Consider the following 24,584-nt stretch of genomic DNA (forward strand, 5'->3'; position numbering starts at 1 on the left):
CGACTCTGCCGCACAGAGACCGAGGGCGGCACCCCGGACCACCGGGGTGCCGCCCTCGGGCGTTCGCCGTGCGTGCTGCGGCGGGACTCCTACTCGGCCGGGCCGATGTAGTTCCTGAGGCCCGGAACGGTGAGGTTGCCACCGAACTGGCCGGCCTGGACGACCTTGACGTTCGTGAAGAACGCGAACGGGACGTTCAGGGGCGGCGGGCTGTTCGGGGTGAACTCGATCGGGATCAGACCGAAGAGGTTCCCCTTGAGGCTCTCGGTGTACATGGTCACCGTGCCGCCGCGGATCGTGGACGTGGAACCGGGCCGGGACTTCAGGTGGGCGACGTTCCCGTCCTTGCCGACCGTCTGGTAGAGGTCCTTGATGTCCAGCGAGTCCGCGGTGAACTTCAGGACCTTCTTGACCTTGCCGCCCGCGGTCTTCACCTCGACGATGCCCGCGTAGTCCAGGCCGTAGAGGGTCAGCAGCGAGCTGTCGAGGTACCAGGGCTCGTCCGGCAGGAGCGGGACGCCCTGCTCCAGCTTGGCGTCGGCCAGGGCCTTGGCGTCGTAGGTCGGGCACGGGAAGGGTTCCTTCCCGTCCGCGTCCTTCGTCGCGGAGGCCGACGGGGAGGGAGAGGCCTTGTCCTCGTCCTCGGCGTCCTTGTCCTCGGCGTCCTTGTCCTTGTCGGCCTTGTCCTTGTCGGCCGTCTTGCCCGTCTCGTCCTTGGGGGACTTCGCCGAGTCCTTGACGTCCTGGGGCAGGTCCGCGACCGGCACTCCGGCCTTCTTCGCCGCCTCGCGGATCGCGTCCGCGGAGGGGTCGGGCGCGGGAGCGGCCGGCTTGGCGGGCGCCGTGGACGCGGAGGGCGCCGGGGTGGCCGGCTTCTTCGCGTCCTGGAGGGGCTTGCCGAGCCCGTCGACGAGACCCTTGAGGGCGTCACCGACGCCGAGCGGGTCCAGCGGGTTCGGGGCCTTGGACGCCGCGGGCGAGGGAGAGGCGCTCGCCGACGGGGTGGCCGCCGGGGTGTCCTGCTTCCCCGTCTTCGCAGGCTCGGCCTGCTTCGAGGCCTCGGCCTTCTTCGACGCGGAGGGAGTGGGACCGGGCTTGGGGGCGGTGCTCGCACCCGGCGAAGGGCTCGCGCCGGGCGAGGTGCTCGTACTCGGCGAGGGCGTCTTCGACGGCGACGGGGAAGCCGACTCCGTGGGCTCGTCGGACCGCGTCACGCACGGACCGGGCGCGAAGGGTATCTCCTCGTCGGCCAGGGCCAGCTTCGGCGCCATGCCCATGCCGACGAACACCGCAGTGGGCATCGCCGCCAGCGCCATCGTCTTGCCGACGGGTATCTGGAGCTTGGTCAGCAGCGACTTCCTGGGCGCCGCGTGTCGCGGGCCCTTCCTCTCACGGGACTCTGCGCCTGGGGCCACGCCCCGCTGCGTCTCGTCACCCCGCACTGTTCCTCCCGCCATCGGCGTGGGCAGTCGTCTCGGTCGCGTGTGCCGTTTCCGCCTCGCGGGGGCCGGGTACGCCCAGGGGGCCGCCCGCCATCGCGTCCGCCTTGGCCGCCGCCGCGGCTTCGGAAGGGGTCGCCGCCGCTTCGCCGGCCTCCGCCGGCTTGCCCGGGACCCACGACAGCGCGAGGGCGCCGCCGAGCATCGAGAGCAGGAAGCCCATGAAGAAGCCGCCGAGGTTGGACACCGGCAGCGACACCAGGGCCAGCAGGATCGAGGCGACTCCCGCGAAGACGCGGATGCCCTGCTGGAACCAGAGGGCGAGGCCCAGCGTGATCAGCAGGATGCCGATGATCAGCGAGCCGGCGCCGGCGGTGGTCGCCATGGCGAGGGTGATGTTGCCCAGCCGGAGGTCCGCGTACGGGAAGTAGGCGATCGGGACACCACCGAGGAGCGTGAACAGTCCCGCCCAGAAGGGTCGGCGGCCGCTCCAGGCATGGAAGCGGTAGTACACCACGGTGAGCCAAGCGTCGTCTGCGGCGCGAACCGGGGCCTCGGGGTTCATGGACAACAGCTCCCTGGAAACGGTGGTACGGAGAACTATGTGGAGCCCGGACGGGCGGGCGACGGCGGCCGCTGCCGGCGCCGCCCACCCCTCCGGTCACCTACCGGGACCGATTACTTCTCGTCCTGGTAGCAGGGCTGGTCGCCGCCCAGCAGGCGCAGCTTGAGGTCGGGCAGCTTGAACGTGCCCGCCGTCGTCGCCCAGGCCTTCTGCCGGACGTTCGACAGGATCGCCTTGTCGGCGCGCTGCGAGAACGCGTACGGGCTGGTGACCGTACCGGCCTGCGGCTTGGTCTTGTGGCTCGCGTCGCCCACGGCGACACCGATGTCGAGGTTCTTGAACTCGGCGTCGGCGTCGAGCTCGGCAACATCGAGGTAGATGTTGTCGGCGACGGCCGGACGGCCCTTGTGGCCCGTCCGCAGCTGCAGGGTGACGTTGCCCAGCGGCGTCGGCGTCACCAGCGACTGGCACATGTTGGTGATCTCGGCGTGGCTGAACCCGGAGATGGTGACCGGGTGCTTGGCAGCGTTGCCCTTGAGGTCGTGACCCTCGGCGAGACCGCCGTACTGGATGAGGTTGTCACCGTCGAGCTTGTCGGCCGAGACCTTGAAGTCCTGGCCGGAGACGCTGAAGGACGCCGCGAGGGCACCCTGCGCCAGACCCACACCGACCGCGGCCGTGGCCGCGATGCTCGGCACCATGACGAGCGCGAAGCGCTTCCATCTGGTCCCGCCACGAACCTGAGAACTCATTTTGTTCCTCCTTCTCGGACGTACATCTCCGGTCCGGGCCGTACCCGTCCTGGGATGGGAGAAGTGCTACGTCCTCGGGAAGGAGCGCGAGTGGCCGAGCCGCGGCGAGGCCGCGTCCGTACACAGGCGTTCACCCCCGAGCGACAACCACTGGGCCACGCGTTCGCGCAACCTGGAGGACAGGCCCTGCCGGTGCGGCAGAGACCCCCCTGTCCCACGGCCGGTGCCACTGCCACCGGCCGGCTCGGTGGGGACCCTCCACCGCGGCTCCGGATGAGCGGCTCTGCGGGAAGGACCGAGCGTGGCCGATCGTGGTCCATTCACGGCCGGGGCACAAGGGGGTTCGTTACTGGCGGGTAACGGCTGGATAACCGGGGTGAGGCCCACTGTTGTCGGGCGGCCACACAGGGTGTAACCGAGGGCCACGACAAAGGAGGAGAAGGCCGAACCAACCGGACAGTTCACGGGGCTCGGCTTACTGCGAGTAACAGCAGCCGCGATTGCCAAGTTTTGGTAAAGCGCGGCTGCTGTTTATCTACGTGTCAACAAATCGCCGGCGGTCCACCGGCTTCCGGGGACGCCCCCGGACCCGGGCCTAGAAGAGCACCCGCGCGAGCGCCGTACGGGCCGCCGACACCCGCGGGTCGTCCGCGCCGATGACCTCGAACAGCTCCAGCAGCCTCAGCCGAACCGTGTCCCGGTCGTCACCGAACGTCACCCGCACGGTATCCACCAGGCGCCCGAAGGCGTCCTCCACGTGCCCGCCCACCAGGTCGAGGTCGGCCGCCGCGATCTGCGCCGCCGGGTCCTTCGGGTTCTCGGCGGCCGCGGTACGCACCGCCTGCGGGTTCATGTCGCTCACCCGGACCAGGAGCTCCGCCTGGGCCAGGCCCAGCTTCGCCTCGGTGTTGCCCGGGTCGTCGGCCAGTACGTTCTTGTACGCCTGCACCGCGCCGCCCAGGTCCCCGGCGTCCAGCGCGACGACGGCCGCCTCCAGCAGCGCGTCGTGCGGGCCGACGGGCTCGGCGGCCTCGGCCGGGGCCCGCTCGGCGTCCGGGTCGACCTGGATGCCGATGAGGCCGAAGCGCTCCTCGGCGACCTGGACCAGCTGGGCCAGGGTCTCGCGGATCTGCTGCTCGGGCACCACGCCCTGGAACAGCGGCAGCACCTGGCCGGCGACCACGGCGAAGACGGCCGGGATGCCCTGGATGCCGAACTGCTGCATCAGCATCTGGTTGGCGTCGACGTCGATCTTCGCCAGGACGAGGCGGCCGTTCGCCTCGACGGTCAGCCGCTCCAGGAGCGGGCTGAGCTGCTTGCACGGCTCGCACCACTCGGCCCAGAAGTCGAGGACGACCGGAACCTGGTCGGAGAGCTGGATGACATCACGGTCGAATCCGGCCTCGTCTACGTCGATGACGAGCTCGGACGGCGATACGGCGGCGGCGGACGCGGGACCCGCGCCGCCCCCCTGGCGGGCCGCCTCGGCACGCGCCTGCTCCGCCTTCGCCTTGGCGTCGCCGGCCGCCTTCACAGCGGCGAGGTCGACGACGCCGCTCATGGACATGTTTCTGGGCTGCATGCGTACATCCTCCCCCGTGTGCGCGCGCCGACGAAAAAGATCGGACAAGATCGCGTGATGAATTCTCGCACCGGCCCGGTCCGTGTGGCCTGTGGTGCGTGTGTTCCCCGTGGTGCTGGTCGGCTGGTGCCTGTGGTGCTGGTCGGCGCCGGGTCCCCACCTGGCGCCAGTAGCCTTCGCGTGGTTGTCGCTCTTACGCTACGAGCCGTAGCGTAACTCCCCGCGGCCTTCGGCGCCCCGTGATCTGAACCACAGCGATCGGGGCCCCGGCGGTTCCCCTACCGGCGGGTATGGTCACCGCCATGCGCAACCCCGGCTCCGGCACCACCTCCCCCCACGGCCGCACCGGCCGCCCCCGCAGCGCGGCGGCGGACACGGCGATCCTCGCCGCGACGCGGGACGCGCTGGTCGAGCTGGGCTGGTCGAAGCTGACGATGGGGGACGTCTCGGCCCGGGCGGGCGTCGCGAAGACCACCCTGTACCGGCGCTGGGCGGGCAAGAACGAGCTGGTCGTCGACGCGGTCGCGGAGCTCTTCGACTCCCTCGAACTTCCCGACCGGGGCTCGCTGGAAGCCGACATCGAGTACGTGGTCCTGCAGTTCGCGGAACTCCTGCGGCGGCCGGAGGCCCGTACGGCCCTGATGGCGGTGGTCGCCGAGTCCACCCGGGACGAGGCGCTGCGGGACCGGATCCGGTCGGCGATCGTCGACCGGCAGAAACGTCTCGTCGTACTGGGCCGCGAACGCGCCCAGGCGCGCGGCGAACTGCCGTACGAGGAGGACGAGTCCCTCGCCGGCCACACCACGGACCTGATCTTCGACGTGATCGCGGGCACGGTGGTGCACCGGGCGCTGGTGAGCTCCGAGCCGGTGGACGAGCTCTGGGTGGCCACCTTCACGGCCCTGCTGATGCACGGTCTCCAGGGATCGGCGCCCGCCCAGGCCGCCTCCGGTTCCTGACGCACGGACGGGAAAGGCCGGTCACGGCGCCCGCGGGGGCGCCGTGACCGGCCGTCATCCGGTGGATCAGAAGCCGGGCGGCTCCGTGTACGTGCCCCACTCGTCGCGCAGGACGTTGCAGATCTCGCCCATCGTGGCCTCGGCGCGCACCGCGTCCAGCATCGCGGGGATCATGTTCACCCCGTCCCGGGCGGCCGCGAGCATGGCGTCCAGCGAGGCCTTCACCTTGGCGTCGTCGCGCCGCTCCTTGCGTGCGGCCAGTTCCTGGACCTGTACGCGCTCGACCTCGTGGCTGACCCGGAGGATCTCCAGGTCGCCCGTGACCGATCCGTGGTGGACGTTGACGCCGACGACGCGCTTGTCGCCCTTCTCCAGGGACCGCTGGTACTGGAAGGCCGACTCGGCGATCTCCCCGGTGAACCAGCCGTCCTCGATGCCGCGCAGGATGCCCGAGGTGATCGGCCCGATCGGGTGCTGCCCGTCCGGGTGGGCGCGCAGCCCCCGCTCCTTGATCTGGTCGAAGATCTTCTCGGCGTCGGCCTCGATGCGGTCGGTGAGCTGCTCGACGTACCAGGAACCGCCCAGCGGGTCGGCCACGTTGGCGACGCCGGTCTCCTCCATCAGCACCTGCTGGGTGCGCAGGGCGATCTCGGCCGCCTGCTCGCTCGGCAGGGCGAGGGTCTCGTCGAGGGCGTTGGTGTGCAGGGAGTTGGTGCCGCCGAGGACGGCCGCGAGGGCTTCCACGGCGGTCCGTACGACGTTGTTGTACGGCTGCTGGGCGGTGAGGGAGACGCCGGCGGTCTGGGTGTGGAAGCGCAGCCACATCGCCTTGTCGGTCTTCGCCCCGTACACCTCCTTCATCCAGCGGGCCCAGATCCGGCGGGCGGCGCGGAACTTCGCGATCTCCTCGAAGAAGTCGAGGTGCGCGTCGAAGAAGAAGGACAGCCCGGACGCGAAGTGGTCCACGTCCAGGCCCCGGGAGAGGCCCAGCTCCACGTAGCCGAAACCGTCCGCCAGGGTGTACGCGAGCTCCTGCGCGGCCGTGGCTCCGGCCTCGCGGATGTGGTAGCCGGAGACGGACAGCGGCTTGTACGCCGGGATGCCGTTCGCGCAGTACTCCATGAGGTCGCCGATGAGGCGAAGGTGCGGCTCGGGTTCGAAGAGCCACTCCTTCTGGGCGATGTACTCCTTGAAGATGTCGGTCTGGAGCGTGCCGTTGAGCACGGCGGGGTCCACTCCCTGCCGCTCGGCGGCGACCAGGTACATGCAGAAGGCGGGCACGGCGGGCCCGGAGATGGTCATCGAGGTGGTCACGTCGCCGAGGGGGATGTCCTTGAACAGGACCTCCATGTCGGCGGCGGAGTCGATGGCGACCCCGCAGTGCCCGACCTCGCCGAGGGCGCGGGGGTCGTCGGAGTCCCGTCCCATCAGGGTCGGCATGTCGAAGGCCACGGAGAGCCCGCCGCCGCCGGCGGCCAGGATCATCTTGTAGCGCTCGTTGGTCTGCTCGGCGTTGCCGAAGCCGGCGAACTGCCGGATCGTCCAGGTCCGGCCGCGGTAGCCGGTGGCGTGCAGACCGCGGGTGTAGGGGTACTCCCCCGGCCAGCCGATGCGCTCGAATCCCTCGTACGAGTCGCCGGGCCGGGGCCCGTAGACGGGGTCGACGTCATCTCCGGAGAGCGTCGTGAAATCGGCCTCGCGCTTGCGGGCCTTGTCGTACCGGGCCTGCCAGCGACGGCGGCCCTCCTCGATGGCGTCAGCGTCCATACCCATGAATTTACTAGGACGTCCTAGTAAATGTCGATGGCAAACCCCCGGGAAGTCTCCCGGGGGTGGTCCCGCTCAGGGGCGACGCGAGCCGCGCACCGGCGAGAGGCTAGGCCTTCGCGGTGGCGAGAGCGCCGTCGACCAGCGGCTCGATCTCGGCGCGGACCTTGCGCTCGACGAAGAAGGCGGCCAGCGGGATGGTTCCGCTGATCATGACCCAGAGCATCTTGCCGAAGGACCACCTGGCCTTGGAGCTCAGGTCGAAGGCGAAGACCAGGTAGATCATGAAGAGCACGCCGTGGGCCTGGGAGACCACGAAGGTCAGGTCCGCGCCCTTGTCGAAGCCGTACTTGAACACCATGCAGGTGCACAGCACCAGCAGCATCACGGCAGTGGCAAAGGCCATCACCCGGTACCGGGTCAGCACGCTCTTCTTCATGCCCCGAGCCTAACCGTCCGTTTTGCTCGACCTTGACGGGGGCCCTGTGACGGCGGCTACTTCTCCTCGAAGTCCCCGGCGGACACCCGCAGGGGCCTCAGCAGGGCGAAGATCTCCCCGCACTCCTCCGCGTCGTAGGCGCCGAGACCGAAGTCGATCCCCATCAGGGCCTCCGTCGCCGCCTCGACGACCTCGCGCCCCTTCTCGGTGATCGACGCGAGCGTGCCGCGCCCGTCGTTCGGGTTGGGCCGCTTGGCCACCAGGCCCGACCTGACCAGCCGGTCGACCGTGTTCGTCACCGAGGTCGGGTGGACCATCAGCCGCTCGCCGATCTTCGACATCGTCAGCTCACCGGCCTGCGAGAAGGTGAGCAGCACGAGCGCCTCGTACCGCGCGAAGGTCAGCCCGTACGGCTTCACCACGGCGTCGACCTCACCGAGGAGGATCTGGTGCGCCCGCATGATCGAGGTGATGGCTGCCATCGAGGGCACCGGACCCCAGCGCTGCTGCCAGAGTTCGTCGGCGCGGGCGATGGGGTCGAAGGGAAGGCTGAGCGGCTTGGGCATCCACCAGACCCTACCGGGCGGTCATTTGGCGGTCAGCCCCGTCTCATTCCTCGGCCCCTCGGCCAGGATCCCGCAGGCGCGCGTTTCGGCCAGCAGGACGAGGACGACGGCGGTTCCGAGCACACCCGACCAGGTGACGACGGCGTGCACCGGCAGGAACTCGGCGGCCAGCCCGGCCAGCGCCATGCCGACGCCCTGGAGGGTCATCAGCCCCGTGCTGAGCAGGGTCATCGCCCGGCCGCGCAGTTCCCCGGGGACGGCGTCGACGTACATCCGGTCGAGGCCGAGCGTGTAGGCGTGCGCCAGCCCCGCGAGCAGCAGCGCCCCCAGGGCGAGGGGCACGCCCGGCCGGAACGCGTAGACGAGGAGCGGCAGCAGGCCGACGGACGCGAGCGGGGCCACGATCCGCGAACGCGTTCGGGCGGTGAGGACGGAGCCCGCCCAGAGCTCCCCCGCGATGGTGCCGACGGGCAGCGCGCACATCAGCAGCCCGAGGGCGGCGGTACCGGCGCCGATGCCGTCCGCGTACGGGGCGAGCAGCGCCTCGGGGACGACGACGAAGACCGGCGGCAGCCAGAACAGCAGCGTCAGCGCCCGCGTCCGGCGGTCCCCGAAGACGGCCCGCAGGCCCGCGAGCGGGGCGGTACGGGTGCCCGCGCGGGCCGGCCGGGAGGCGGTGCCGAGGCGCAGCAGGAGCGCGGAGCCCAGGAAGCCGGCCGCGGTGAGGGCGATGGCCCCGCGCGGGGCGAGGACGGTGAGCAGCAGGCCGCCGAGGCCGAACCCGATGAGCTGCGCGCTCTGCGCGACCATCCGCAGCAGCGACCTCCCGAGGACGAAGGTGTCGCCGGGTCCGAGGATGTCCGCGAGCGAGGCGCTGCGGGCGCCCTGGAACAGCGGCGCGACGAAGGACATGGCGCAGCGCAGTACGAGCAGTGCCGCGACCGGGGTCCAGGGCAGGACCATGGCCGCCGCGCAGGCGGCGCAGACGAGGTCGCACGTGACGAGGACCCGCCGGGCGGGGTACCGGTCGGCGGTCCCGGCGAGCAGGGTGCCGCCGAGGGCGTACGGGAGGAAGCCGAGGGCGAAGGTGAGCGCGCTCATCAGCGGGGAGCCGGTGAGGCGGTAGACGAGGACGGTCAGGGAGATCTCGGCGACGACGACGCCGAGCACCGACATCAGGTGGGCGGCGAAGACGCTGCGGAACTCCCGGACCCGGAAGACGGCGCGGTAGCCGGCGCCGGCCGGGGCGTCGGGGTGGTGGACGGTTGCCATGTCGGCCACCCTGGCCGAGCCTGGGCTGCGGGGGCAGGGATTCGTTCCCGGCCGAATCGACCGAGGGGGCGCCGGTGCCGTTCCACTACCGCTTCGGCCCGGCGGACCTGCTGCGCTGCCGGTTCTCGATCTCGCCGCGCTGGGAGACCCAGGAGGCGGTACGGGTCCTGCTGTACACGAACCGGCAGGCGTACCACCTGCCGTGGCTGCGCCGGATCCGCGCGGCGGCGGACGGGCTGGACCTGCGGCCGCTGTGGCTGCTGATGCCGCGCGCCGGGCACAATCCGGACTTCCTCAGCCCGCCGCCGTCCGGCCCGTCGGTCACCTTCGAGGAGGAGCTGGCCCGGGTGCGGGCCGCCGACCCGCAGGCCGCGCGCGAGGATCTGCGCCGCTCCCTGGCCTGCACCCCGGGGGCGCTGGAGAGCGAGACCGGCCGGCGGATGCTGGCCGATCCGGAGCGGGCGGTGCGGGAGCTGGCGGACCTGATGGAGCGGGCCTGGACGGCCCTGGTCGCCCCGCACTGGCCCCGGCTGCGGGCCCTGCTGGAGGCGGACATCCTCTTCCACTCCCGGCGGCTGGCGGCGGGCGGGCTGGAGGCGCTGTTCGACGGCCTCCACCCCGAGCTGCGGTGGTCCGGGAACACCTTGACCATCGACCGCCGCAACCACCACGACCGCCGCCTCGACGGGCAGGGCCTGCTGCTGATGCCGAGCGCGTTCGTGTGGCCGGAGGTGGTCGGGGGCTACGACCCGCCGTGGCAGCCGACGCTGGTGTACCCGGCGCGGGGCATCGGCGCCCTGTGGACGGCCTCGCCGGGACCGGCCCCGCAGGCCCTGGCCCGCCTGCTGGGCCGGGCCCGGGCCGACGTCCTCTGCGCCCTGGAGGAGCCCGCCTCCACCACGGCCCTGGCCCACCGGCTGTCCCTGGCCCCGTCGACGGTGTCGGCCCACCTCAAGACCCTCCGGGCGGCGGGCCTGCTGATCCCGTCCCGCCACGGCCACCAGGTCCTCTACGAGCGCACCCCGCTGGCCATCGCCCTGGCCACGGGCGCGGCCCCGTGACGTCCCGCTCCGCCGCCCCCGGCAGGACTCAGCGCCGGGTGCCCCTGCGCAGCCCGTGCCGTACGGCCCGCTGCCGCAGCGGCCCGAGCCCCTCCAGCGCCTGGGCCAGCCCGGCGAGCTGCTCCAGCGCGTCGAGGGCGCGGCCGGCCCCTTCCGCGTCCACGCCCTCGTAGAGCTCGATGCCGACGAAGGAGGCGGCCGCGGCCCGGGCCAGTCCGGCGGGGTCCGCGAACCCGGCGAGCGGGGTGGCCGCCAGCAGCCGGGTGAGCACCGACTCCAGTTCCGCGACCCACAGCCCGAGCCCGGCCGCCGTGGCGGCGGCGAGGGCGGGCTGGGACTGTCCGGCGGCCAGCAGCTGCCCGAGCATGGCCACATGGCCCGCCGCCCGCTCCTCGGCGTGCATCTCCCGGGCGAACTCCAGGAGCTCGGCGAGCGATCCGAGGGCGGCCAGCCGGTCCCGGTAGAGCGCCACGCGCTGTTCGGCACCGAAGATGCAGGTGGCGCCGAGGAGCTCGTCGACGGAGCCGAAGTGATAGAAGATCAGGCCCTGGTTGACCCCCGCGGTGGCGGCGATGCTGCGGGCCGAGGTCTTGCCGATGCCCTGTTCGACCAGGGTGCGCAGGGCTCCTTCGAGGAGCTTGCGCTTGGTGGCGTCGCTGGCGGCGTTCATGCCCGGGCCTCCTCCCGGACGGGCCGCAGTCCTGCGCGGACCCCGTGCGCGCGGGCGTCGACGTACTCGGTCGTGAAGGAGCCCTCGTACCCGAAGAGCGGCCCGAAGCGGCGGTTGACGACCCGCACCCGGATCCGGAAGCGGCCGGTGGCCTCGTCGAAGGATTCGCGGACCTCGGCGTCGGCGCCGAGGATGGCGGGGACCCGGACGTCGACGGGGCCCTCGCGGAAGCGGTGCTCGCCGGAGCGGATGAGCAGGGAGCCGTCGGGCTCGGCGCTCAGGTGGAGGTCGCTGGCGAGGTGCTGATGCGTGCCCAGGTAGTCGAGGATGCTGCCGCGTTCGGGGCTGTGCACCATCGTGGCGTCGAACCGGTGGGGTCCGCCGGGCAGCTGGAAGGTCCGTACGAAGGTGACGGTCTCGCGCCCGAAGGAGTCGAGGTAGGGGAAGTTCTCTATGACGAAGGGCACCCGCACGCCCTCCTTCGGGACCAGGATGTTGCGCAGCCCGCCGAGCCGGAGGAAGGGCTTGACGAAGGCGCCGCCGTGCCAGATCCGGTCCATGGTCCCGCGGCCGACGCAGGCCTCCCCGCTCGCCAGGCCGACGGAGAAGCGGCGCTGGATCTGCGGGTGCAGCCGGTCGAAGTCGGCGCCCATGTGGGCCCGGAAGATGGACGTCATGACGGCTCCAGGGTGCTGAGCAGGCGCGGTGCGGTGGCGGGGGTGCGGCCGGGCGGGGTGCGCAGGCAGCGGCGGGCGGCGGGGGTGCCCGGCAGGGGCGGCAGCAGCAGGGCGAGGGCGGCGACGGCCAGGCCGGCCGCCAGGGGCGCGTACACCAGGGCGGCCAGGGCCGCGAGGAGCCGCAGGGCGCTCTCGCCGGCGGCCCGGGCCAGCGAGCGGCCCGGGGTGGTGCCGCGTTCGCACCAGAGGCGGAGCCGGTCGAAGGACCAGGCGGTGGCCCAGCCCATGAGCGGCCGGAAGACCAGCCGGTCGGCGAGCGCGCCGAAGCGGCCCCAGCGCGGGCGGTAGTCGTAGCCGGTCAGGAAGCGGATGCCGTCGGGGCCCGGGACGTATCGCCAGTACCCGCTGCCCTCCGCGAGCAGCGACAGGGGGTGGCCGGAGGCGAAGCGCAGCGCCGAGACGCGGGTCCCGTCGGGCCGCTGCCGCTCCCCGGCGGAGATCCCGGTGCCGTGGACGGAGAGGAAGGGGAGCACCCGGGTCGCGTACCGGAAGTGCTGGGGGCCGCCCTCGGCGCGCGGCAGGTAGGTGATCGAGGTGAACCTCAGGTCCCACCGCTGGTGCTGGTCCGGCTCCTGGCTGCGCGCCCAGAGCTCGGCCATGTCCGTCCGGATGACCGTCTCGACGTACAGCCCCATGCCGCCCCCTCGTTGTTTGAGCGTTCGCTCAAACCGCAAGTTAACCGAGTTTGAGCGAGCGCTCAATATCTTCCGGGCATCGATTTGAGCGCTCACTCAACACCGGCACACGAAAAAGCGCCCCCGGCCTGTCCGGCCGGGGGCGCTTTCCGATGCGAAGGAACCGACTCAGCCCGCGGCGCCCGCGGCGCCGTCGGTGAGGTGCCGTTCGACGGTCTCCACCTTGGACGTCATCCCGTCGGTGACGCCGGGGCGGATGTCGGCCTTGAGGATGAAGGAGACCCGCGGCGCCCGCGCCTCCACGGCGGCGACGGCGCGCTTCACCACGTCCATCACCTCGTCCCACTCGCCCTCGACCGTGGTGAACATGGCATCGGTGCGGTTCGGCAGCCCGGACTCCCGTACGACGCGGACGGCGTCGGCCACGTACGCGCCGACCTCCTCGCCCACCCCCAGCGGGGTCACGGAGAACGCGATGATCATGCCTCGGCCGCCTCGCGCGCGCGGGCCGCGATGACGCTGTCGGCCTCGTCGCGCTTGAGCACCTTGTCGCCGTACAGCCCGCCGAACGGCAGCAGCGCCAGCAGGAAGAACAGGGCCACCTTCTTGAGCGGCCACTTCGCCTTGACCCAGACGTCGAGCAGGAAGACCGCGTAGATGACGAAGAGGATCCCGTGCAGGATCCCCAGCGGCATCATCAGGTAGTCGACGTCCGAGATCCGGCTCAGCAGCGAGCCGAAGATCAGCAGGGCCGGGAACGACAGCGCCTCCGGGACGGAGATGAGGCGCAGCCGGTGCAGGGCGGAAGCGGTCTTGATGTCCACGTGGAACCTTCGCGGGAGGAGGCCGGGGGGCCGTTCCAGTGTCTCAGCCGCCCCACGGGATCTTGACCGGGGTACCCGCGGGCGGCCGAGTGTGGCGCATATCGGCCATGGAGCCCTGTTCGGGCCCGCCCACTGCGGCTAACGTCTCCTCGTGGCTCAGTTCCGACTCCAAGGCAGCAAGGTGCTCGCCGTCGACCTGACCGGGGACGCCGTGAAAGCGAAAAACGGCTCCATGGTCGCGTACGACGGCCAGATGGCCTTCAAGAAGATGACCGGCGGTGGCGAAGGCCTCCGCGGGATGGTGACCCGCCGGCTGACCGGCGAGCAGATGACCGTGATGGAGGTACAGGGACACGGCACCTGCTTCTTCGCCGACCGCGCAAGTGAGATCAATCTGGTCGATCTGCGCGGCGAGAAGCTCTACGTCGAGTCCAGCAACCTGCTGTGCACCGACGCCGGCCTGCGCACCGGCACCACCTTCACCGGTCTGCGCGGCGCCTCGACGGGCAACGGCCTGTTCACCACGACCGTCGAGGGCTCCGGGCAGGCGGCGATCATGTCCGACGGCCCGGCGGTGGTGCTGCGCGTCAGCGCCCAGTACCCGCTCTCGGTCGACCCGGGGGCGTACGTCGCGCACACCGGGAACCTCCAGCAGTCCTTCCAGTCCGGCGTGAACTTCCGCACGCTGATCGGCGAGGGCTCGGGCGAGTCCTTCCAGATCCGCTTCGAGGGCGAGGGCCTGGTCTACGTGCAGCCCAGCGAGCGCAACACCATCGGGGGCGACATCTGATGCCGTTCCGCGAGATCAACTCGAAGATGGTCGAGGCCCAGGTGGTGCCCGGGCAGAAGATGTACAGCCAGCGCGGGGCGATGCTCGCCTACCGCGGCGAGGTCTCCTTCACCCCGAGCATCACCGGCGGCCAGGGCGGCGTGATGGGGATGATCGGGCGCCGGGTGGCGAACGAGCAGACCCCGCTGATGTCGGTCGAGGGCAGCGGCACGGTGATGTTCGGCCACGGCGGCCACCACATCCAGGTGATCAACCTCTCGGGCGAGACCCTGTACGTGGAGGCCGACCGGCTGCTGGCCTTCGACGGCACCCTCCAGCAGGGCACGATGTTCATGGGCTCGCAGGGCGGCGTCATGGGCATGGTGCGCGGCCAGGTGACCGGCCAGGGCCTGTTCACCACCACCCTCAAGGGCCACGGCGCGGTCGCCGTGATGGCCCACGGCGGAGTCATCGAGCTGCCCATCACCCCGAACCGGCCGGTCCACGTCGACCCGCAGGCGTACGTGGCCCACCACGGGGACGTCAGGAACAAGCTCTCCACGGCGCTGGGCTGGCGCGACATGGTGGGGCGCGGCTCGGGCGAGGCGTTCCAGCTGGAGCTGTCGGGCCAGGGCGCGGTGTACGTACAGGCGTCGGAGGAGAAGCTGTGAACTTTGGTCCCGTGACGGGCGGGCCCGGCGGCCCGGGCGGTCCGACGGTCTTCGACCCGTACACCCTGCCCTCCGACGACAACGTGAACGCGTACACCTTCTGCGTGGAGCTCAAGGGGAGCCAGTGGTTCCTGCAGAAGGGCAAGATGATCTCGTACTACGGGAGCATCGAGTTCAACGGCATCGGCAACGGCCGCTTCGACCGGCTGCTGCGCACCAGCTTCCACTCGCCGCTGCACGCCGCGGACTGGGTGGTGGCCGAGGGCCAGGGCAAGATGCTGCTGGCCGACCGGGCCTTCGACGTGAACTCGTACGACCTGGACGAGGGCAACCTGACGATCCGGTCGGGCAACCTGCTCGCCTACCAGCCCACGCTCGCGCTGAAGCAGTCGATCGTGCCCGGTTTCCTGACGCTGATCGGAACCGGGAAGTTCGTGGCGGCGTCCAACGGACCGGTGGTGTTCATGGAGCCGCCGCTGCGGGTGGATCCGCAGGCGCTGGTGGGCTGGGCGGACTGCCCCTCCCCGTGCCACCACTACGACCACGGCTACATGTCGGGCGTGATCGGCGGCCTGCGCTCGCTGACCGGCATCGGGGGCTCCTCGGGCGAGGAGCACCAGTTCGAGTTCGTCGGGGCCGGGACGGTACTGCTCCAGTCCTCCGAGATGCTGATGGCGGAGCAGGCGGTCGGCGCGGTGGGCGCCGGCGCGGCCACGGGCAACGCCCAGGGCGTTCCCGGGGCGGGCCAGGGGCCGCTCGGCCAGCTCGGCGTACCGCGGATGCCGGGACAGCTGGGTGATCTGCAGCGGCGCTTCGGACTGTGATCCACCACCGCGATCGTCCTATTTTTGTACGTAATTCAACTTCTTAGGTAGAGTTCAGTCATGGAGACCATGGAGACCGACACGGCCACCCTCCCCCAGACTCCGTCCGGGGGGACCCCCTGGCTGACCGACGCCGAGCAGTGCGCCTGGCGCACCCACCTGGACGTCAGCCGGCTGCTGATGCACCAGCTGGAAAAGGATCTCCAGCCCTTCGGACTGACCAACAACGACTACGAGATCCTCGTGAACCTCTCGGAGTCGGAGGGCCACCGAATGCGGATGAGCGACCTCGCCACCGCGACCCTGCAGTCCAAGAGCCGGCTGTCCCACCAGATCACGCGGATGGAAACGGCCGGCCTGGTCCGCCGGATGAACTGCGAGTCCGACCGCCGCGGCCTGTACGCGGTACTGACGGACGAGGGCATGGAGACCATGCGGAAGGTCGCCCCGCACCACGTGGCGTCCGTACGGCAGCACTTCATCGACCTGCTGCCCCCGGAGGCCCTGGCGGCGCTGCGCGAGTCCCTGCGCCCCGTCGCGGAGCACCTGCGGGACAACCGCGGCAAGGGCTGAGGCCCTCCCCGTGCCGGATCGGACGGGCGGCCGGACAATGGGCGGTAACGCCCGCCGGCCGTCCGCCGAGCAACCGTAGGCGCCTCGGCCGGCCCGAGGAGGTTCCGCCCATGAAGCGCAACGTGATCATCTCCACGGCCGCGGCCGTCGCCCTGCTCGCCGGCGGCCCGGTGGCCGCGGCGGCAGCGGCCACGGGCGACGCGGCCCGAGCCGTGACCACGGTCACCGCCGCCCGCGCCGACGTGAACGCCGACAGCGCGGTCGACGCAGCCCTGGAGCACTACCCCGGTGTCGTCGAGTCCCTCGACCAGGACGGTTCCGTCTGGCACGTCAACGTGGTCTCCAAGAACGGCAAGCAGGCCGAGATCGACGTCACCGGCAACGACAAGGTACTCGTTACCGTCGTCGTCGGAGTCGCGCGTGGTCGCGAGTACGCGCCGCTGATCGCCGCCAAGGTCAACGCCAAGCAGGCGATGAAGGCGGCCCTCGCCGGCCATCCGGGCCGGGTCACGTCGGTCGACTGGGATGACGACGACGACAACGGCAGCACCCGGTACTGGCACGTGGAGATCAAGGGAAGCGACGGCAAGACCAAGAACGTGCACGTCGACCCCACGTCGGGCAAGGTCACCGCGTCGTCCTCGGACTCGGGCGACGACAACGACGATGACGACGGCAACTAGCCGCTCGCGCTCGCACCCCCTCACGTGAGGAAGCCGCGCCCCCTTCCCGGGGGCGCGGCTTCCTCGTTCGGTCAGGCGTTGGGACGCTTGCCGTGGTTCGCCTTCTTCTTCTTGCGGGCTCGCCTCTTGTTGCCGCGCTTCGCCATGACACCACTCCCTTACAGGGGATCTATCGGGCCATTCCGGGCGCTGCCAGTTTATGGGCGGCCCGGGGAGTCCGCATCGGTCAGCGTCGCCAGCAGGGCGTCCGAAGCGGCGTACGGGTCCAGCTCTCCCGCGGCCACCCGGGCCGCCAGGGCGTCGAGGTGCGCGTCGCCGCGCAGATCCGCCATCCGGGCCCGCAGGGCCGTCACGGCGATGGTTTCCACCTCGCGGGCGGCCCGGGCCGTACGGCGCTCGGCCAGCACCCCCCGCTCGTCCATCCAGGCCCGGTGCTTCTCCAGCGCCTCGACCAGCTCGTCGATGCCCTGGCCCCGCGCGGCGACCGTCTTGACGATCGGCGGCCGCCAGTCGCCGGCGCCCCGGGACTCCCCCAGGCCCAGCATGTGGTTCAGCTCCCGGGCCGTCGCGTCCGCGCCGTCCCGGTCCGCCTTGTTGACCACGTACACGTCGCCGATCTCCAGGATGCCCGCCTTCGCGGCCTGGATCCCGTCGCCCATCCCGGGGGCCAGCAGGACCACCGAGGTGTCGGCCTGGGAGGCGATCTCCACCTCCGACTGCCCGACTCCGACCGTCTCGACCAGGATCACCTCGCACCCGGCCGCGTCCAGCACCCGGATCGCCTGCGGCGCGGCCCAGGCGAGACCGCCCAGGTGGCCGCGGGTGGCCATGGAGCGGATGTAGACCCCCGGGTCGGAGGCGTGGTCCGACATGCGGACCCGGTCGCCGAGCAGCGCGCCCCCGCTGAAGGGCGAGGACGGGTCCACGGCGAGCACGCCGACCCGCTTGCCGGCCTTGCGGTAGGCCGACACGAGCGCCGAGGTGGACGTGGACTTGCCCACGCCCGGGGAGCCCGTGAGGCCCACCACGTACGCCCCGCCGGTCAGCGGGGCCAGGGCGGCCATCACCTCGCGCAGTTGCGGGGACGCCCCCTCGACCAGTGAGATCAGCCGGGCCACCGCCCGGGGCCGGCCCTCGCGGGCCTGGGCCACCAGCGTGGGGACGTCCACCGTCGTCATCCGCGCAGCACCTACGCCTTCGCGCCGGGCACGCGGACGATCAGGGCGTCGCCCTGGCCGCCGCCGCCGCACAGGGCGGCCGCGCCGATCCCGCCGCCGCGCCGCGCCAGCTCCAGGGCCAGGTGCAGCACCACGCGGGCGCCGGACATGCCGATCGGGTGCCCCAGGGCAATGGCGCCGCCGTTGACGTTCACCTTTTCCGGGGTCACGCCGAGGTCCTTCATTGACTGGACGGCGACCGCCGCGAAGGCCTCGTTGATCTCGATGAGGTCCAGGTCGGCGACCTCCAGGCCCTCCTTCTTCAGGGCGTGCAGGATGGCGTTCGACGGCTGCGACTGCAGCGAGTTGTCGGGACCGGCCACGTTGCCGTGGGCGCCGATCTCGGCGATCCAGTCGAGGCCCAGCTCCTCGGCCTTGGCCTTGCTCATCACGACGACGGCGGCGGCGCCGTCGCTGATCTGCGAGGAGGTGCCGGCGGTGATGGTGCCGTCCTTGGCGAAGGCCGGGCGCAGCTTGCCGAGGGACTCGACCGTGGTCTCCGGGCGGATGCCCTCGTCCTGGGAGAAGATCACCGGGTCGCCCTTGCGCTGCGGGATCTCGACCGGGGTGATCTCGGCCTCGAAGACGCCGTTCTTCTGCGCGGCGGCGGCCCGCTGGTGCGAGGCGGCCGCGAACTCGTCCTGCGGGGCGCGCTCGATGCCCAGGCGGGTGTTGTGCTTCTCGGTGGACTCGCCCATCGCGATGTTCTCGAAGGCGTCGGTGAGGCCGTCGTAGGCCATCGCGTCGAGCATCTCGATGGCGCCGTACTTGAAGCCCTCGCGGGACTTCGGCAGCAGGTGCGGGGCGTTGGTCATCGACTCCTGGCCGCCCGCGACCACGATGTCGAACTCGCCGGCGCGGATGAGCTGGTCGGCCAGCGCGATGGCGTCGAGGCCCGAGAGGCACACCTTGTTGATGGTGAGCGCGGGGACGTTCATGGGGATTCCGCCCTTGACGGCGGCCTGGCGGGCGGGAATCTGGCCCGCGCCTGCCTGGAGCACCTGGCCCATGATCACGTACTGGACCTGGTCGCCGGAGATCCCGGCCCGCTCCAGCGCGGACTGGATGGCGAAACCGCCGAGGTCGGCACCCGAGAAGGACTTCAGCGAGCCCAGCAGACGCCCCATGGGCGTGCGGGCCCCTGCGACGATCACCGAAGTGGTGTTGTTCGTTCCGGACATGATGGCGGATCCCCTTTCAGCGGGGAAGCTGAGGAGTGAACGAGGGTTTACCTGAATGTACTGAGCAGTACCCGCGCAGTCACCGGCCTGTCGGTGTGATCGCTGGCACGTTGCGTGAGGCCCCTCCTCGGCTGTGCACTGGTCCCATGCTGACAAGAATCGACCACATCGGGATCGCCTGCTTCGACCTCGACAAGACTGTCGAGTTCTACCGTGCCACGTACGGATTCGAGGTGTTCCACTCCGAGGTCAACGAGGAGCAGGGCGTCCGCGAGGCCATGCTCAAGATCAACGAGACCTCCGACGGCGGAGCCTCGTACATCCAGCTTCTGGAGCCCACCCGGGAGGACTCCGCGGTCGGCAAATGGCTGGCCAAGAACGGCGAGGGCGTCCATCACATCGCCTTCGGCACCGAGGACGTCGACGCGGACTCCGAGGCCATCCGCGGCAAGGGTGTCCGCGTCCTCTACGACCAGCCCCGCATCGGCTCCATGGGGTCCCGGATCACCTTCCTGCACCCCAAGGACTGCCACGGAGTCCTCACCGAACTGGTCACCGCCGACCCAGCGCACTGATGCCCCGATTCCCCGGCCGGTAGAGTGGCCATGGCTCGGCCGGGGTTCGGTGCGGAGACGGGGTCGGGGCCTGTGACCCCTGCCCCGGTATCTGACACCATTCCCCGGGGGCGTCGTTCAGCGGGCGAGCGATGCTCAATTGGGAGTGAGCTTGCGACCAGGGGACGGATGGGACCGCGCTGTGCGGGGCTACGAAAGCCAGGAGAGCCAACAGGGCGAGGCCGACCATCTCTCGCGCTTCGAGGCCGAGATGGAGCGGCTCAAGAAGGAGCGCGGGAAGGCCGTCCAGCACGCCGAGGACCTGGGGTACCAGGTCGAGGTGCTGCGCGCCAAGCTCCATGAGGTACGCCGCAATCTCGCGTCCCGCCCCGCCTACGACGGCGCGGACATGGGCTACCAGGCGGAGCAGCTGCTTCGCAATGCCCAGATCCAGGCCGACCAGATGCGCTCCGACGCCGAGCGCGAACTGCGCGACGCCCGGGCCCAGACCCAGCGCATCCTCCAGGAGCACGCCGAGCACCAGGCGCGCCTCCAGGCCGAGCTGCACGCCGAGGCGGTCAACCGCCGCCAGCGGCTGGACCAGGAGCTCAACGAGCGCCGCCAGACCGTCGAGGCGCACGTCAACGAGAACGTCGCCTGGGCCGAGCAGCTGCGCGCCCGTACGGAGTCCCAGGCCCGCCGGCTCATGGACGAGTCCCGCGCCGAGGCCGAACAGGCGCTGCACGCCGCGCGTTCCGAGGCCGCCCGGCTCGCGGAGGAGGCCCGCCGCCGGCTCGCCGCCGACGCGGAGGCCTCCCGTACCGAGGCCGAGTCCACCCTGCTGCGCGCCCGCAAGGAGGCGGAGCGGCTGCTGACCGCCGCCTCCGCGCAGGCCCAGGAGGCCAGCGAGCACGCCGAGCGGCTGCGTACGACCAGCTCCGCGGAGGCCGAGCAGACCCGGCAGCAGACCCTGGACCTCGGCCGCGTCGCCGAATCCCGCATCCAGGAGGCCGACAGCGCGCTGCGCGGCGCCCGCGCCGAGGCCGAGAAGGTCCTGGCGGAGGCCAAGGAGAGCGCCGCCCGGCAGCTCGCCTCGGCGGAGTCCGTCAACGAGCAGCGCACCCGCACCGCCAAGGAGCAGGTCGCCCGGCTGGTCGGCGAGGCCACCAAGGAGGCCGAGGTCCTCAAGGCGGAGGCCGAGCAGACCCTGGCCGACGCCCGCGCCGACATGGAGCGGCTGCGCGCCGAGGCCGCCGAGCAGGCCCGTACCGCGGCCGCCGAGGACACCGCGGCGCAGCTGGCGAAGGCCGCCCGGACCGCCGAGGACGTCCTGAACAAGGCCTCGGAGGACGCCCGGGCCACCACCCGCGCCGCCTCCGAGGAGGCCGAGCGGATCCGCCGCGAGGCGGAGTCCGAGGCCGAACGGCTGCGCGCCCAGGCGGCGGCCACCGCCGACGAGCTCAAGGGCGCCGCGAAGGACGACACCGAGGAGTACCGGGCCCGTACGGTCGAACTCCAGGAGGAGGCCCGCAGGCTGCGCGGTGAGGCCGAGCAGCTGCGCGCGGAGGCCGTCGCCGAGGGCGAGCGGATCCGCGGCGAGGCCCGCCGCGAGGCGGTCCAGCAGATCGAGGAGGCGGCCCGGACCGCCGAGGAGCTGCTCGGCAAGGCCAGGTCCGACGCGGACGAGGTGCGCGGCAGCGCCACCGCCGAGAGCGAGCGGGTCCGCGGCGAGGCCGTGGAGCGGGCCACCACCCTGCGCAAGCAGGCCGAGGAGACCCTGGAGCGGACCCGCGCCGAGGCCGAGCGGCTGCGCGCCGAGGCCGAGGAGGAGGCCGAGGCCGTACGCGCCGAGGCGGACGCGGCCGCGCGCGCCCGGCGCGAGGAGACCGAGCAGGCCCTGGCCGCCAAGCGGGCGGAGGCCGACGAGGAGCTCGTACGGCTGCACGCGGAGGCCGAGGGCCGGCTGGCCACGGCCGAGCAGACGCTGCGCGACGCCCGTACCGCGGCGGAGGGCATCCGCCGGGAGACCACCGAGGAGACCGACCGGCTGCGCGCCGAGTCGGCGGAGCGGATCCGTACCCTCCAGACGCAGTCCGAGGCCGAGGCCGACCAGCTGCGCACGGACGCCGCGGACGACGCCGGCCGGGTGCGCGCGGAGGCCGAGCAGGTCGCGGTGCGGCTGCGCGGTGAGGCGGACGCCGAGGCCGAGCGGCTGCGTTCGGAGGCCCAGGAGACCGCCGACCGGCTGCGCGCGGAGGCCAAGGCCGCCGCCGAGCGGGTCGGGGCGGAGGCCGCGGAAGCGCTGAGCGCCGCCCAGGAGGAGGCCGCCCGGCGTCGCCGCGAGGCCGAGGAGACCCTGGCCGCGGCGCGTACGGACGCCGGCAACGAGCGGGCCCAGGCCCGCGAGCAGAGCGAGGAACTGCTGGCGCAGGCCCGCAAGCGCTCCGAGGAGGCCCAGGCCGAGGCGGTCTGGCTCACCGAGGAGGCCGAGCGGCGCGCGTCGGAGGTGGTCTCGGCCGCCGAAGCCACCGCACAGCAGGTACGGGACTCCGTGGCCGGGCTGCACGAGCAGGCCGAGGAGGAGGTCGCCGGGCTGCGCAGCGCGGCGGAGCACTCCGCCGAGCGGACGAGGACCGAGGCCGAGGAAGAGGCCGAGCGGGTCCGCGCCGACGCGTACGCGGAGCGGGAACGGGCCTCCGAGGACGCGACCCGGATCCGCGCCGAGGCGCGGGTCGAGACGGACGCGGCGAAGGCCCTCGCGGAGCGCACGGTCGGCGACGCCATCGCCGAGGCCGAGCAGGTGCGCGCCGACACCGCCGAGTACGCGCAGCGGGTGCGTACCGAGGCGACCGACGCGCTGGCCGCTGCCGAGCGGGACGCGGCGCGTACCCGGGCCGACGCCCGGGACGACGCGAACCGGATCCGCGGCGAGGCCGCGGAGTCGCTGGAGGCGTCCCGCGCCGAGGGCGCCCGGATCGTGGCCGAGGCGACGGAGCGCGCCGAGCTGCACACCGCGGAGACCCTGGCGGCGAACGCGGCCACGGTCGAAGAGGCCGCCGCGGAGGCGGCCCGGCTCACGGCCGAGGCCGAGGCCGCGGCGGACGCGACCCGCGCCGAGGCGGCGGGCACCCTGGACGAGGCCCGTGCCGAGGCGGGCCGGCTGCGCAGCGAGGCGGCCGAGCAGGCCGACCGGCTCATCACCGAGGCCGTGTCGGAGGCGGAGAAGCTCACCGAGGAGACCCTCGCGGCGAACGCGGCCACGGTCGGCGAGGCCGCGGCGGAGGCCGAGCGGCTGCGTGCCGAGGCGGCGCAGACCCTGGACGAGGCGCGTGCCGAGGGCGCCCGTCTGGTCGGGGAGGCCACGGCCGAGACCGAGCGGATGACGGTCGAGACCCGGGCCGCCAACGACCGGACGGTCGGGGAGGCCGCCGAGGAGGCGCAGCGGCTGCGTGCCGAGGCGGCGCAGACGCTGGACGAGGCCCGCGCGGAGGGCGGCCGGATCATCGGCGAGGCCACCGCGGAGGCCGAGCGGGTCACGACGGCGGCGAACGAGACGCTGGCGAGCGCCGAGCGGGAGTCCGAGCGGACCCTGGACGAGGCGCGCGAGGAGGCCAACAAGCGCCGCAGCGAGGCCGCGGAGCAGGCCGACCGGCTCATCACCGAGGCCCGGGCGGAGGCGGAGAAGCTCACCGAGCAGACCCGCAAGGACAACGAGCGGACCGTCGGCGAGGCCGCGACCGAGGCCGAGCGGCTGCGCGCGGAGGCGAGCGAGGCGCTGTCCTCGGCGCAGGAGCACGCGACCCGGACCCGGTCGGAGGCCGAGCGGGTCAAGGCGGAGGCGGCGAACGAGGCGGAGCGCACTCTTGCGCAGGCCCGTACGGAGTCGGAGCGGCAGCTGGACGAGGCCCGCGAGGAGGCCAACAAGCGCCGCAGCGAGGCCGCGGAGCAGGTGGACCGGCTCATCACGGAGGCCTCGGCGGAAGCCGACAAGCTCACCGCGGACGCCCGCCAGCAGGCGCTGGCCGCCACCACGGCCGCCGAGGAGCAGGCCGACGCGATGGTCGACGCGGCCCGCAAGGAGGCCGCGCGGATCACCTCGGAGGCGACCGTCGAGGGCAACTCCACCGTGGAGAAGGCCCGTACGGACGCCAACGAGCTGCTGGTCGGGGCGCGCACGGATTCGGCTGCCATAAGGGAGCGGGCCGAAGAGCTGCGCACCCGGGTCGAGTCCGAGGTCGAGGAGCTGCACGAGCGGGCCCGCCGCGAGTCGGCGGAGCAGATGAAGTCCGCGGGCGAGCGCGTGGACAAGCTGGTGCGGGCGGCGACCGAGCAGAGCGTCGAGGCCGACAAGAAGGCCAAGGAGCTGGTGTCGGAGGCGAGCAGCGAGGCGAGCAAGGTCCGCATCGCCGCCGTGCGCAAGGCCGAGGCGCTGCTCAAGGAGGCCGAACAGAAGAAGGCCGAGCTGGCCCGCGAGGCCGAGAGCGCGCTGGCGCAGGCGAAGGCGGAGGCGGAGCGACTGGTCGAGGAGGGCCGTCGTGAGCTGGAGGTCCTGGTGCGCAGGCGCGAGGACATTCAGGCGGAGATCTCCCGTGTCCAGGACGTTCTTGAGGCGTTGGAATCATTCGAGGCGCCTTCGGGCGGCGGAAAGCCGACGGTCGGCGGTCAGGGCGCGGGGGGCGTGAAGGCCGGAGCGACGGCGGGTTCTACTCGTTCGGGTGGTAAGGCATCAGAGGGCTAGCCGGTGTGCGGGATGTGTGCTCCTGATGGAGGTTCAGGCGAACGAGTGACAAGCATTCTGTCGCCTTGCCACTCAAAAGGGGTGTCATTGTCCAGATCAAACGTGG

The 24,584-nt window shown here is 72.1% G+C and carries 25 protein-coding genes; 9 read left to right on the forward strand and 16 right to left on the reverse strand.

Going from position 1 to position 24,584, the window contains the following annotated elements; genetic code table 11:
• Positions 1–89 precede the first annotated feature (89 nt).
• The 4 genes from ACZ4TG_RS14920 to ACZ4TG_RS14935 form a co-directional block, all read right to left on the reverse strand.
• Positions 90–1,442 carry a hypothetical protein gene (locus ACZ4TG_RS14920; RefSeq protein ID WP_468162502.1) on the reverse strand — a complete coding sequence of 451 codons (1,353 nt, stop codon included), beginning with the start codon at positions 1,440–1,442 and terminating at the stop codon, positions 90–92.
• Positions 1,432–2,004 (reverse strand): DUF6114 domain-containing protein, encoded by a 573-nt coding sequence (locus tag ACZ4TG_RS14925; protein ID WP_468162504.1) that lies wholly within the window; start codon positions 2,002–2,004, stop codon positions 1,432–1,434. The genes ACZ4TG_RS14920 and ACZ4TG_RS14925 overlap by 11 nt, the downstream gene beginning before the upstream one ends.
• 113 nt (positions 2,005–2,117) lie before the next feature.
• The gene (locus tag ACZ4TG_RS14930; RefSeq protein WP_468162506.1) at positions 2,118–2,756 is read right to left on the reverse strand and encodes a DUF6230 family protein; all 639 of its coding nucleotides are present in this window, start codon (positions 2,754–2,756) and stop codon (positions 2,118–2,120) included.
• A 595-nt stretch (positions 2,757–3,351) separates the two neighbouring features.
• Positions 3,352–4,338, reverse strand: coding sequence for a tetratricopeptide repeat protein (locus ACZ4TG_RS14935; RefSeq protein WP_468162508.1), 987 nt, complete (start codon positions 4,336–4,338; stop codon positions 3,352–3,354).
• A 302-nt stretch (positions 4,339–4,640) separates the two neighbouring features.
• Between ACZ4TG_RS14935 and ACZ4TG_RS14940 the strand changes: the two genes are divergently transcribed.
• Positions 4,641–5,297, forward strand: coding sequence for a TetR/AcrR family transcriptional regulator (locus tag ACZ4TG_RS14940; RefSeq protein WP_468162510.1), 657 nt, complete (start codon positions 4,641–4,643; stop codon positions 5,295–5,297).
• A 66-nt stretch (positions 5,298–5,363) separates the two neighbouring features.
• On the opposite strand, the gene ACZ4TG_RS14945 is transcribed toward ACZ4TG_RS14940, so the two are convergent.
• The 4 genes from ACZ4TG_RS14945 to ACZ4TG_RS14960 form a co-directional block, all read right to left on the reverse strand.
• Positions 5,364–7,064, reverse strand: a complete 1,701-nt coding sequence (locus ACZ4TG_RS14945) for an acyl-CoA mutase large subunit family protein (protein WP_468162512.1) — start codon at positions 7,062–7,064, stop codon at positions 5,364–5,366.
• A gap of 109 nt (positions 7,065–7,173) precedes the next feature.
• Positions 7,174–7,503 carry a DUF3817 domain-containing protein gene (locus tag ACZ4TG_RS14950; protein ID WP_468162514.1) on the reverse strand — a complete coding sequence of 110 codons (330 nt, stop codon included), beginning with the start codon at positions 7,501–7,503 and terminating at the stop codon, positions 7,174–7,176.
• Positions 7,504–7,559: 56 nt separating this feature from the next.
• Positions 7,560–8,069, reverse strand: a complete 510-nt coding sequence (locus tag ACZ4TG_RS14955) for a MarR family winged helix-turn-helix transcriptional regulator (protein ID WP_468162516.1) — start codon at positions 8,067–8,069, stop codon at positions 7,560–7,562.
• 21 nt (positions 8,070–8,090) lie between these two features.
• Positions 8,091–9,341, reverse strand: coding sequence for an MFS transporter (locus tag ACZ4TG_RS14960; RefSeq protein WP_468162518.1), 1,251 nt, complete (start codon positions 9,339–9,341; stop codon positions 8,091–8,093).
• Positions 9,342–9,415: 74 nt separating this feature from the next.
• Between ACZ4TG_RS14960 and ACZ4TG_RS14965 the strand changes: the two genes are divergently transcribed.
• The gene (locus ACZ4TG_RS14965; protein ID WP_468162520.1) at positions 9,416–10,402 is read left to right on the forward strand and encodes an ArsR/SmtB family transcription factor; all 987 of its coding nucleotides are present in this window, start codon (positions 9,416–9,418) and stop codon (positions 10,400–10,402) included.
• A gap of 28 nt (positions 10,403–10,430) precedes the next feature.
• On the opposite strand, the gene ACZ4TG_RS14970 is transcribed toward ACZ4TG_RS14965, so the two are convergent.
• From ACZ4TG_RS14970 to ACZ4TG_RS14990, 5 genes are all read right to left on the reverse strand, one after another.
• Positions 10,431–11,072, reverse strand: coding sequence for a TetR/AcrR family transcriptional regulator (locus ACZ4TG_RS14970; RefSeq protein ID WP_468162522.1), 642 nt, complete (start codon positions 11,070–11,072; stop codon positions 10,431–10,433).
• Complete coding sequence (locus tag ACZ4TG_RS14975; RefSeq protein ID WP_468162524.1) at positions 11,069–11,749, reverse strand: DUF4166 domain-containing protein; 681 nt, start codon at positions 11,747–11,749, stop codon at positions 11,069–11,071. The genes ACZ4TG_RS14970 and ACZ4TG_RS14975 overlap by 4 nt, the downstream gene beginning before the upstream one ends.
• A complete protein-coding gene (locus ACZ4TG_RS14980; RefSeq protein ID WP_468162527.1) occupies positions 11,746–12,444 on the reverse strand; it encodes a hypothetical protein in 699 nt (232 codons plus the stop codon). The genes ACZ4TG_RS14975 and ACZ4TG_RS14980 overlap by 4 nt, the downstream gene beginning before the upstream one ends.
• A 168-nt stretch (positions 12,445–12,612) precedes the next feature.
• Positions 12,613–12,927: an MTH1187 family thiamine-binding protein gene (locus tag ACZ4TG_RS14985; RefSeq protein WP_468162529.1), complete on the reverse strand. Its 315-nt coding sequence runs from the start codon at positions 12,925–12,927 to the stop codon at positions 12,613–12,615.
• On the reverse strand, positions 12,924–13,268 hold the full coding sequence (locus ACZ4TG_RS14990; RefSeq protein ID WP_468162531.1) for a DUF3817 domain-containing protein: 345 nt from the start codon (positions 13,266–13,268) through the stop codon (positions 12,924–12,926). Before ACZ4TG_RS14990 ends, ACZ4TG_RS14985 begins: the two co-directional genes overlap by 4 nt.
• A gap of 151 nt (positions 13,269–13,419) precedes the next feature.
• Here ACZ4TG_RS14990 and ACZ4TG_RS14995 point away from each other — a divergent pair, with 151 nt between their 5' ends.
• From ACZ4TG_RS14995 to ACZ4TG_RS15015, 5 genes are all read left to right on the forward strand, one after another.
• Positions 13,420–14,058 (forward strand): AIM24 family protein, encoded by a 639-nt coding sequence (locus tag ACZ4TG_RS14995; RefSeq protein WP_468162533.1) that lies wholly within the window; start codon positions 13,420–13,422, stop codon positions 14,056–14,058.
• Entirely contained in the window at positions 14,058–14,708 is a 651-nt protein-coding gene (locus ACZ4TG_RS15000; RefSeq protein WP_468162535.1) for an AIM24 family protein, read from the forward strand. The genes ACZ4TG_RS14995 and ACZ4TG_RS15000 overlap by 1 nt, the downstream gene beginning before the upstream one ends.
• Positions 14,705–15,532 (forward strand): AIM24 family protein, encoded by an 828-nt coding sequence (locus ACZ4TG_RS15005; RefSeq protein ID WP_468162537.1) that lies wholly within the window; start codon positions 14,705–14,707, stop codon positions 15,530–15,532. Before ACZ4TG_RS15000 ends, ACZ4TG_RS15005 begins: the two co-directional genes overlap by 4 nt.
• A 69-nt stretch (positions 15,533–15,601) precedes the next feature.
• Positions 15,602–16,105 carry a MarR family winged helix-turn-helix transcriptional regulator gene (locus tag ACZ4TG_RS15010; RefSeq protein ID WP_468162722.1) on the forward strand — a complete coding sequence of 168 codons (504 nt, stop codon included), beginning with the start codon at positions 15,602–15,604 and terminating at the stop codon, positions 16,103–16,105.
• 110 nt (positions 16,106–16,215) lie between these two features.
• On the forward strand, positions 16,216–16,788 hold the full coding sequence (locus tag ACZ4TG_RS15015; protein WP_468162539.1) for a PepSY domain-containing protein: 573 nt from the start codon (positions 16,216–16,218) through the stop codon (positions 16,786–16,788).
• 71 nt (positions 16,789–16,859) lie between these two features.
• Here ACZ4TG_RS15015 and ACZ4TG_RS15020 read toward each other — a convergent pair whose 3' ends face one another.
• Genes ACZ4TG_RS15020 through ACZ4TG_RS15030 form a run of 3 tightly spaced genes read right to left on the reverse strand, consistent with a single transcriptional unit; the run spans position 16,860 to position 19,186 of the window.
• The gene (locus ACZ4TG_RS15020; protein WP_100661309.1) at positions 16,860–16,934 is read right to left on the reverse strand and encodes a 50S ribosomal protein bL37; all 75 of its coding nucleotides are present in this window, start codon (positions 16,932–16,934) and stop codon (positions 16,860–16,862) included.
• 51 nt (positions 16,935–16,985) lie between these two features.
• The gene (meaB, locus tag ACZ4TG_RS15025) at positions 16,986–17,966 is read right to left on the reverse strand and encodes a methylmalonyl Co-A mutase-associated GTPase MeaB (RefSeq protein ID WP_468162541.1); all 981 of its coding nucleotides are present in this window, start codon (positions 17,964–17,966) and stop codon (positions 16,986–16,988) included.
• A gap of 11 nt (positions 17,967–17,977) precedes the next feature.
• Entirely contained in the window at positions 17,978–19,186 is a 1,209-nt protein-coding gene (locus tag ACZ4TG_RS15030) for an acetyl-CoA C-acetyltransferase (protein ID WP_468162543.1), read from the reverse strand.
• 146 nt (positions 19,187–19,332) lie between these two features.
• On the opposite strand from ACZ4TG_RS15030, the gene mce reads away from it, so the two are divergent.
• Positions 19,333–19,761 carry a methylmalonyl-CoA epimerase gene (gene mce / locus ACZ4TG_RS15035; RefSeq protein WP_468162545.1) on the forward strand — a complete coding sequence of 143 codons (429 nt, stop codon included), beginning with the start codon at positions 19,333–19,335 and terminating at the stop codon, positions 19,759–19,761.
• A gap of 181 nt (positions 19,762–19,942) precedes the next feature.
• Positions 19,943–24,478: a polarized growth protein Scy gene (gene scy, locus ACZ4TG_RS15040; RefSeq protein WP_468162547.1), complete on the forward strand. Its 4,536-nt coding sequence runs from the start codon at positions 19,943–19,945 to the stop codon at positions 24,476–24,478.
• The last annotated feature ends 106 nt before the right edge of the window (positions 24,479–24,584 follow it).

Source organism: Streptomyces sp. NPDC028314 (assembly GCF_055565795.1).